The following is a 7364-nucleotide window of genomic DNA, read 5'->3' on the forward strand; positions in this document are numbered from 1 at the left end:
ACTCTACACCTTCCCATGATGGCAAGGTATACGATGTCGTTGATCCGGACTTTTTCAAGGGGAAACAGCAATGACCGAATTCGAAGTTCAGGGCATGAGTTGCCAGCACTGCGTCGCCGCTGTGACGCGCTCGATTCAGGAAATCGATCCGCAAGCGCAAGTTCGCGTCGATCTGGAGCGAGGCAAGGTCGCCGTCGAATCCGCAAAATCGAACGATGCGCTCAAGGAAGCCATCGACGAGGCCGGCTATACGGTCGTCGGCGTCGCTTCGGCATGAGGCAAAACGAGCGCTTTACCGTCGCGCTGATCGGGGCGTCGGGGTTGCTGGGCCGGGCGGTTGCCACGGAACTGGCGAGCGCGGCCAGCACGCAGACGTGGCGCGTCGTGCATACGGCTCACCGGCGCGCCGACGCCGCGAGCGTGAAGCTCGACCTGCTCGACCATGACGCGGTACGCGCGTTCGTGCGCGATCTCGCGCCGGATGCGATCGTGGTCGCGGCAGCGGAGCGGCGTCCGGACATCTGCGAAAACGATCCGGCGCTCGCGCGCGCGTTGAATGTCGAGGCGTTGAGCGTGATCGCCACCGAAGCGCGCGCGCTCGGCACATGGGTATTGTCGATTTCGACCGACTACGTCTTCGACGGCGCGTCGCCGCCCTATTTGCCCGACGACGCGCCCGCGCCGCTCAACGCCTACGGCCAGAGCAAGCTCGACGGCGAACGCGCGCTGCTCGCGAGCGATCCGATGTCCTGCGTGCTGCGTCTGCCGCTGCTTTACGGGCCGTTCACCGACTGGAGCGAATCTGCGGTGACGAGCCTCACGCCCGCGATCGTGAAATCGTCCGAGGCTGCCGGCGCGCCCGCCTCGATGGACGCCTGGGCGACGCGTTATCCGACATACACGCCCGATGTCGCCGTGGTGATTCGCGGCATGCTCGAACATCACGCGAAAGGCGCGACGATCTCCGGGATCACGCAATGGTCCGGCGACGAGCCGATGACGAAGTTCGATATCGCCGAACGCATCGCGCGAGCACTGAAAGTGGACGCGAAGCTCGTTGCGCAGCGCACGCCCGCGGACGCGACGCCGCGCCCGCGCGACTGTCATCTCGATTCCGGCCGGCTGGAAGCGCTGGGCATCGGCCGGCGCACGCCGTTCGACATCGCGATCGGCAGACTGCTCGCGAAGTATCCGGACGTCTCATCTCAGTGAAAATCGCGGCTCGGCGCGGCCAGGCGGCCGAGCAAAGCACTATGGTCTTCGAGCCGCTGCGCCACCAGATGGCGCACCTCGCCTTCCATTTGCCAGACGCCGTGCACGCCGAGCAGCGACGCGCCTAGCAGCACCTTGCGCTGTTTCTCGACGAGCCCCGGCCAGACGATCACGTTGATTGCGCCCGTTTCGTCCTCGATCGATACGAAAATCGTGCCGTTGGCCGTGCCCGGCCGCTGCCGCACCGTCACGATGCCGCACGCCCGCACGAAGCGCCCGTTTCTGATATCCGCGAGTTCGGCCGCGGTCTTGAAGCGCATACGCGCGAGCTTCGCGCGCAAAAGCGCGAGCGGATGCCGATTGAGCGTGAGCCCGAGACTCGCGTAATCGTCGACGATTTCGCGACCTTCCGATGCTTCCGGCAGCAGCAGCGGCGCCTCGCTCATCGGCGCGTCGCGCAGCAATTCCGGCGCGCGCTGCTGTGCGGTGACCGCCCACCACGCCTGACGCCGGTGTCCTGCAATGCTCGCGAGCGCATTGCCCGCCGCGAGCGCTTCGAGTTCGCGGCGCGACAACGCGGCACGGCGCGTGAGATCGTCGACATCGATGAACGGCGCTTCTGCGCGCGCGGCCATGATCCGCTCGGCCGCCGCTTGCGGCAGACCTTTGATCAGTTGCAGGCCGATCCGCACGCCTGGCCCTTTCGCGCCGTATTGCCGTCCATCCAGCTCGACGCGCTTTCTGAGCCTGCGCGCCGCTCGCTGCACGGTCTTCCGGAACACGCGATCCGACTCTGCCGCGCCGTAAAACTGTTGACGCCGCCGCTCCTTGCCGGCATCGAACCCGATGCGCTCGCCATCGCCGGCGCGCGCTTCCAGCACCGACTCCCAATCGCTCAGCGAAACATCGGGCGCGAACACCGGCACGCCGTGACGCCGCGCGTCCTGCACGAGTTGCGACGGCGAATAAAAGCCGAGCGGCTGGCTGTTCAGCAGGCCGGCCAGAAACGCCGCGGGCTCGTAACGCTTGATCCACGCGCTGAAGTAGACGAGCAGCGCGAAGCTCGCCGAGTGACTCTCAGGAAAGCCGTATTCGCCGAAACCCTCGATCTGCTTGCACACGCGCGCGGCGAAATCGTGCTCGTAGCCGCGCGCGAGCATCTTCTGCATGAGATCGGCTTGATACTTTTCCAGATGACTGCCGCGGCGCCACGCGGCCATCGCGCGGCGCAACTGATCGGCCTGTTCCGCCGTGTAGCCCGCCGCGACCATCGCGAGCTTCATCACCTGCTCCTGAAAGATCGGCACGCCGAGCGTGCGGCCGAGCACCGGCCGCAGTTCCTCTTTCGGATAATCCTCCTCTTCCAGGCCCTGCTTGCGGCGCAAATACGGATGCACCATGCCGCCCTGGATCGGGCCGGGCCGCACGATCGCCACTTCGATGACGAGGTCGTAATACTTCTGAGGCCGCAAGCGCGGCAGCATGCTCTGCTGCGCACGCGATTCGATCTGAAACACGCCGATGGTGTCCGCGCGGCAGCACATTTCGTAGACGGCCTTGTCCTCGCGACGAATATGCGACAGCCCGAAGCCCGGCACGCCGCGCCGCAGCGCGACGAATTCGAGCGCGCGCCGGATCGCCGAAAGCATGCCGAGCGCGAGCACGTCGACTTTCAGGAGCTTCAGCTGATCGATGTCGTCCTTGTCCCATTGAATCACGCAGCGGTCCTTCATCGCGGCGTTTTCGATCGGCACGAGCCGCGACAGACGTTCCCGCGCGATCACGAAGCCACCGACATGCTGCGACAAATGCCGCGGAAAGCCGCGCAACTCGCGCGTGAGCCGGATCAGATGCTTCGTGACGTGCGAATCGTCGCTGAAGCCGGCTTCCCGGAGATAACCCGCCACCGCCGACGGCCCGTCCCACCATTGCTGCGATTTGCCGATGCGCTCGATCAGCGATGCATCGAGCCCGAGCGCCTTGCCGACATCCTTCAGCGCGCTGCGCGTGTGATACGTGATGAGCGACGCCGCCAGCGACGCGCGATGCCGCCCGTACTTCTGATAGATGTACTGGATGACTTCCTCGCGCCGCTGATGCTCGAAATCGACATCGATGTCGGGCGGCTCGTTGCGCGCTTGCGAGATGAAGCGCTCGATCAGGAGACCCATCCGCACCGGATCGAGCTCGGTGATGAAGAGGCAATAACAAATGATCGAATTCGCCGCCGAGCCGCGTCCCTGACACAAAATCCCTTTGCTGCGCGCGAACGCGACGATGTCGTAGACCGTCAGGAAGTACTTCTCGTATTCCAGCTTCGCGACGAGCGCCAGTTCCTTGTCGATGAGACCGATCGTCTCGGCGTCCATGCCGTTCGGCCAGCGCTGCAGCGCGCCCGCCATCACCCGCTTGCGCAGATAGCTCGCGGGCGTCTCGCCGGGCGGCACCAGTTCCTCGGGATATTCGTACTTGAGTTCGTCGAGCGAGAAGGTGCAGCGCGCGGCCACCTTCAACGTTTCCCGGATCGCCTCTTTCGGATAAAGCGCGCCGATGCGCAACCGCGTGCGCAGATGCCGCTCCGCGTTCGCTTCGAGCGCATAGCCGCATTCGGCGAGCGGCCGGTTCAGGCGAATCGCGGTGAGCGTGTCCTGCAAGGGCTTGCGCGAGCGCGCGTGCATCAGCGCACCGCTTGCCGCGATGAGCGGCAATCCGCTCGCCTGCGCGATCACGCGGCACGAAGCGAGACGCTCGTCGTCGCTGCCGTCCTGCCAGAGCTCCAGCGCGAGCCACGCGCGGCCCGCGGCGAAACCGGCCAGCCAGTGCGCGCGATCGAGCGTATCGGCGAGCGTCGCTGCGCGCTGCGGCACGAGAATCAGCAGGCAATCGGGCAAGTGCTTCAGATGCGCGATATCGCCGCGCAAGTCCGATGTATCGGATGAAGCGGCGGGATCGGTGAAGTCTTCCGGACCGATCCGATAGCTGCCCTTCGGCGAACGCGCGCGCGCGTGCGAAATCAGCTCGGACAGGTTGCCGTAGCCCGCCCGATTTGTCGCGAGCGCGATAAGCGTGCAGAACGGCTCGCCATCGGCGTCCGTGAGATGCAGTTCGCTGCCGATGATCAGCTTCAGATCCTGGCTCTTGGGCGGCGGCTCGCCGGCAAGCCGCGCGGCTTCGGCGTCGGCTTGCGCCTTCGCCTCGATGTCCTTGATCGCGGCATGCGCGCGCACGACGCCCGCGAGCGAGCATTCATCCGTAATCGCGAGCGCGGTGTAGCCGTGTTCGAGCGCGGCCGCCGCCAGTTCCTGCGGATGCGATGCGCCGCGCAGAAACGAAAAGTTACTCAGACAATGCAGTTCGGCATAACCGGGCAACAACGCCGACGCCGACATCGAGCCGGGAAACGCGTTGTCTCCATCCAGACCGATGATGTCGTTCAGATCATCCATCGCGCATCATCCGAAAAAACCGTGCAGGAACCAGTCGCCCGTAAGACGTTCGCGATAGAGCCAGAACATGCGCCCGCGATCGTCGGCGGCGACGTAGTAATCGCGCTGGACGCCGTTGCCGTCCCACCATCCCGCCTCGATACGCTCGGTCCGGCTGATCAGCTTCAACGGACGCCGATAGAACGGCCGCTCGTTGCGCAGCATCAGCTTTTGCGGCGTTTCGAGTATCCACGACGGACGCGGCTGCTGAGGCACGGCGAGATCGGGAAGTTCGAGCGGTTCGTCTGACTCCGTTTGCACTTCGGGTTCTGCTTCTGCCCTTGCCGTTTGCGTCTTCGGCGACTTTTTTCCGCGCTTGGATTTCGTTTCGCTTGCGGGCTTATAAGGTTCGACGGTCATCGCCGCCTCGGGCCGATGATCGTCGCGCGCGACCAGTTGCACCACGTTCTCCGCGCCCAGCCGCGCGCTCAGGCGTTCGAGCAGTTGCGCCATCGATTCGCTGTCGGAACCAGGCATCGGAAACAAGGTGTCGGGCGGCGGCGCATGCTCGCTGACCTTGTCGGCCAGGAGTTTCATCTCGATGACGGGCGCGGCGAGCGTCGTCTGATTCAGCTTCTCGCGCAAGAGCCACAGGATGTGGTCGGCGTCGCGCGTCGGCACGGCCCACGCCACCTTGAATGTCGACGTTTTCGGCGCGTGACGGGCGGCCAGTTCGTGTTCGAGCAAGAGCGAAAATTCGCTGACCGCCGCATGATGCGCAGAGAGCCAGCCGGCGAGTTGCAGCACGAGCCGGCGCGCGGCGAACAGCAGCGCCTCGGCGCTTTCCACGCGCGCCTGCAATTCGAGCCGCGCTTCGAACGACGCCGGCGCACAAAATGCCTCACGCGGGTCGGGCGCCTGTCCGTACGCTTGCGCGAGCCATTGCAGAACGCCTTGCCCGAAGCGGCGCGCGACGCCCTTGCGCGGCAGACGACGCAAATCGGCGAGCGTCGCGCAACCGATCTGCTCGAACACGTTGCCGTGCGAATGCGCCGATGGGATGAGCGATACGGGCAACTCATCGAGTACGTGCACGAGCGTCGTCTCTTTCACGATGCGTACGCGCCGCGCGACCCGGCGCGTGCGCGCGTGCGCCAGCAGCCACGCGCCCCACGCTGTCGGCGCGCAGCCCATGCGGGACGTGAAGCCACATCCTTTAACCGTCGATGTCACGCTGGACAGCAACGCGCGCAATCCGCCGAAGAGCCGCATGCTGGCGCCGACTTCGAGCAGTACCGTATTCGCATGCGCGAGCACGACTTTGGGCGTGAACGCGAGCAGCGCCAGCGCAACGGCTTCGAGCGCGTTCTGCTCCTCGCGAATGTCGACGGCAAGCAACGTCAGTTGGGGCGCGAGCGCGAACGCATGCGAGCGCGTGCTGCCGGGCCGCACGCCGAGCCGAAACGCGACGAGATCGGGCATCAGGACGCGCGCGTGATCGGCTAGCGCGAAGCATGACTGATCGATATTGTCATTCGCCGTCGAGCTCGCTCCAGGCGATGTCGAGTTCGCCGGCGCTGAGGGCATCGAAGGCGGCCTGACGGCTTCGAGCGATAAAAGCGGCAATGTCACCGCTATCCACAACATGTTTGACCTCTCGTGCTTTCCTTGCCTGATGCGCCCGACGAATATGTTCGGGCAGCGCAGGCATCTGCAGCGGCAAGTTCAACTGCAAGGGCTTGCCGAGCAATGGGCCGCGCCGCTTGATGATGTCGATTTCGAGCATGACGGCCTGCATCCATTCGCGACGGTTCATCGTCTGCGCGTTGGCGGGAAGTATCGGCTTGCAGACCATGCGCAGCGGCGCAGCGGAGGATTGCTTCGCCGCTTTGAGCGGGCGGAACAGAAATGCCAGCGACTGCGCTTCCTGAGCCGCCACCTGCAGTCTTCGCAAGGCTTTGGCATCGACTTGTGGTAGCCAGATCAGCACTGCGCCGATGCCTTCCTGCTTCAACGACTGCTCCGCGGCCCAGAGCACCTGATCCTCGGCCGCTTTGACCCAGACCAGCTTGTTCACCGCGATGTTCATCGTCCGAAGCGCGGCCAGATTGGGCTTCCACGGTGGCGCGACGAAGATGACGGAGCGGCCTTTGCTTGCTGTCAGTTCGCGGATCGAGTGCGCGAGCAGTCTGATTTCGCCTACGCCACTCTCTTCGATCAGCAACTCGGTGACTGAGCCGGGCATCCAGCCTGCGCCGGGCAAGGCCAAGTCGAGCGCTCGAAAGCCGCTCGAGATGATGTTCGACTCGGGATCGTTGACCGGACTGCCCTGCCAGACCTGACGCTGCAGATGCGATGTCAGCCCGATGTCGAGCAATGAAAGTGCTGCACCCATGAGTTTTCCCCGTCCGACGCGAATACAGGGGCCTGCTCATGGCGCAAGCGCTCGGTGGGCCTCCGGTTTACTGTATATTTATACAGTATTTTTGCGGGCGAGGGTAAACAGCTGGCGGATAGAAGGATGCGCCGATGGGGCGCGAGGCAAGTCGCAGCGCGGGTTATCCGGATTCACGGTTGCCGCGCTTCAAACGCAAAAACCCCACCTTTTGGGGTGGGGTTTTTGTTTGGAGCATGAGGAGCCTGACGATTACCTACTTTCACACGGGTATCCGCACTATCATCGGCGTGGAGTCGTTTCACGGTCCTGTTCGGGATGGGAAGGGGTGG

Annotated in this window: 6 protein-coding genes; 3 read left to right on the forward strand and 3 right to left on the reverse strand. The window is 64.6% G+C overall.

Annotation, left to right across the window (positions count from 1 at the left end; genetic code table 11):
• The first annotated feature begins 70 nt into the window (after positions 1–70).
• Together QCE58_RS09810 and QCE58_RS09815 are read left to right on the forward strand one after the other, a co-directional pair.
• Positions 71–277 carry a heavy-metal-associated domain-containing protein gene (locus tag QCE58_RS09810; RefSeq protein ID WP_008349193.1) on the forward strand — a complete coding sequence of 69 codons (207 nt, stop codon included), beginning with the start codon at positions 71–73 and terminating at the stop codon, positions 275–277.
• The gene (locus QCE58_RS09815; protein ID WP_008349192.1) at positions 274–1212 is read left to right on the forward strand and encodes an SDR family oxidoreductase; all 939 of its coding nucleotides are present in this window, start codon (positions 274–276) and stop codon (positions 1210–1212) included. Before QCE58_RS09810 ends, QCE58_RS09815 begins: the two co-directional genes overlap by 4 nt.
• Here the strand turns inward: QCE58_RS09815 and QCE58_RS09820 are convergent.
• From QCE58_RS09820 to imuA, 3 genes are read right to left on the reverse strand one after another with little or no spacing between them, the layout of a single operon-like run.
• Positions 1206–4658, reverse strand: coding sequence for an error-prone DNA polymerase (locus QCE58_RS09820; protein ID WP_008349191.1), 3453 nt, complete (start codon positions 4656–4658; stop codon positions 1206–1208). The two genes, QCE58_RS09815 and QCE58_RS09820, sit on opposite strands and share 7 nt — an antisense overlap.
• A 6-nt stretch (positions 4659–4664) precedes the next feature.
• On the reverse strand, positions 4665–6224 hold the full coding sequence (locus tag QCE58_RS09825; protein WP_409014099.1) for a Y-family DNA polymerase: 1560 nt from the start codon (positions 6222–6224) through the stop codon (positions 4665–4667).
• Positions 6169–7032, reverse strand: coding sequence for a translesion DNA synthesis-associated protein ImuA (gene imuA, locus QCE58_RS09830; RefSeq protein WP_250521179.1), 864 nt, complete (start codon positions 7030–7032; stop codon positions 6169–6171). The genes QCE58_RS09825 and imuA overlap by 56 nt, the downstream gene beginning before the upstream one ends.
• A gap of 134 nt (positions 7033–7166) precedes the next feature.
• On the opposite strand from imuA, the gene QCE58_RS09835 reads away from it, so the two are divergent.
• Positions 7167–7364, forward strand: a 198-nt coding sequence (locus QCE58_RS09835) for a hypothetical protein (RefSeq protein ID WP_309779488.1), incomplete at its 3' end; no start/stop codon positions are given.

Source organism: Caballeronia sp. LZ028 (genome assembly GCF_031451415.1).
Classification (GTDB): domain Bacteria; phylum Pseudomonadota; class Gammaproteobacteria; order Burkholderiales; family Burkholderiaceae; genus Caballeronia; species Caballeronia zhejiangensis.

Bases quoted from the DNA above. Each gene is read 5' to 3' on its own strand.
- QCE58_RS09810 (WP_008349193.1), top strand. From the start codon at position 71: ATGACCGAATTCGAAGTTCAGGGCATGAGTTGCCAGCACTGCGTCGCC.
- QCE58_RS09815 (WP_008349192.1), top strand. From the start codon at position 274: ATGAGGCAAAACGAGCGCTTTACCGTCGCGCTGATCGGGGCGTCGGGG.
- QCE58_RS09820 (WP_008349191.1), bottom strand. From the start codon at position 4,658: ATGGATGATCTGAACGACATCATCGGTCTGGATGGAGACAACGCGTTT.
- QCE58_RS09825 (WP_409014099.1), bottom strand. From the start codon at position 6,224: ATGCCCTCAGCGCCGGCGAACTCGACATCGCCTGGAGCGAGCTCGACG.
- imuA (WP_250521179.1), bottom strand. From the start codon at position 7,032: ATGGGTGCAGCACTTTCATTGCTCGACATCGGGCTGACATCGCATCTG.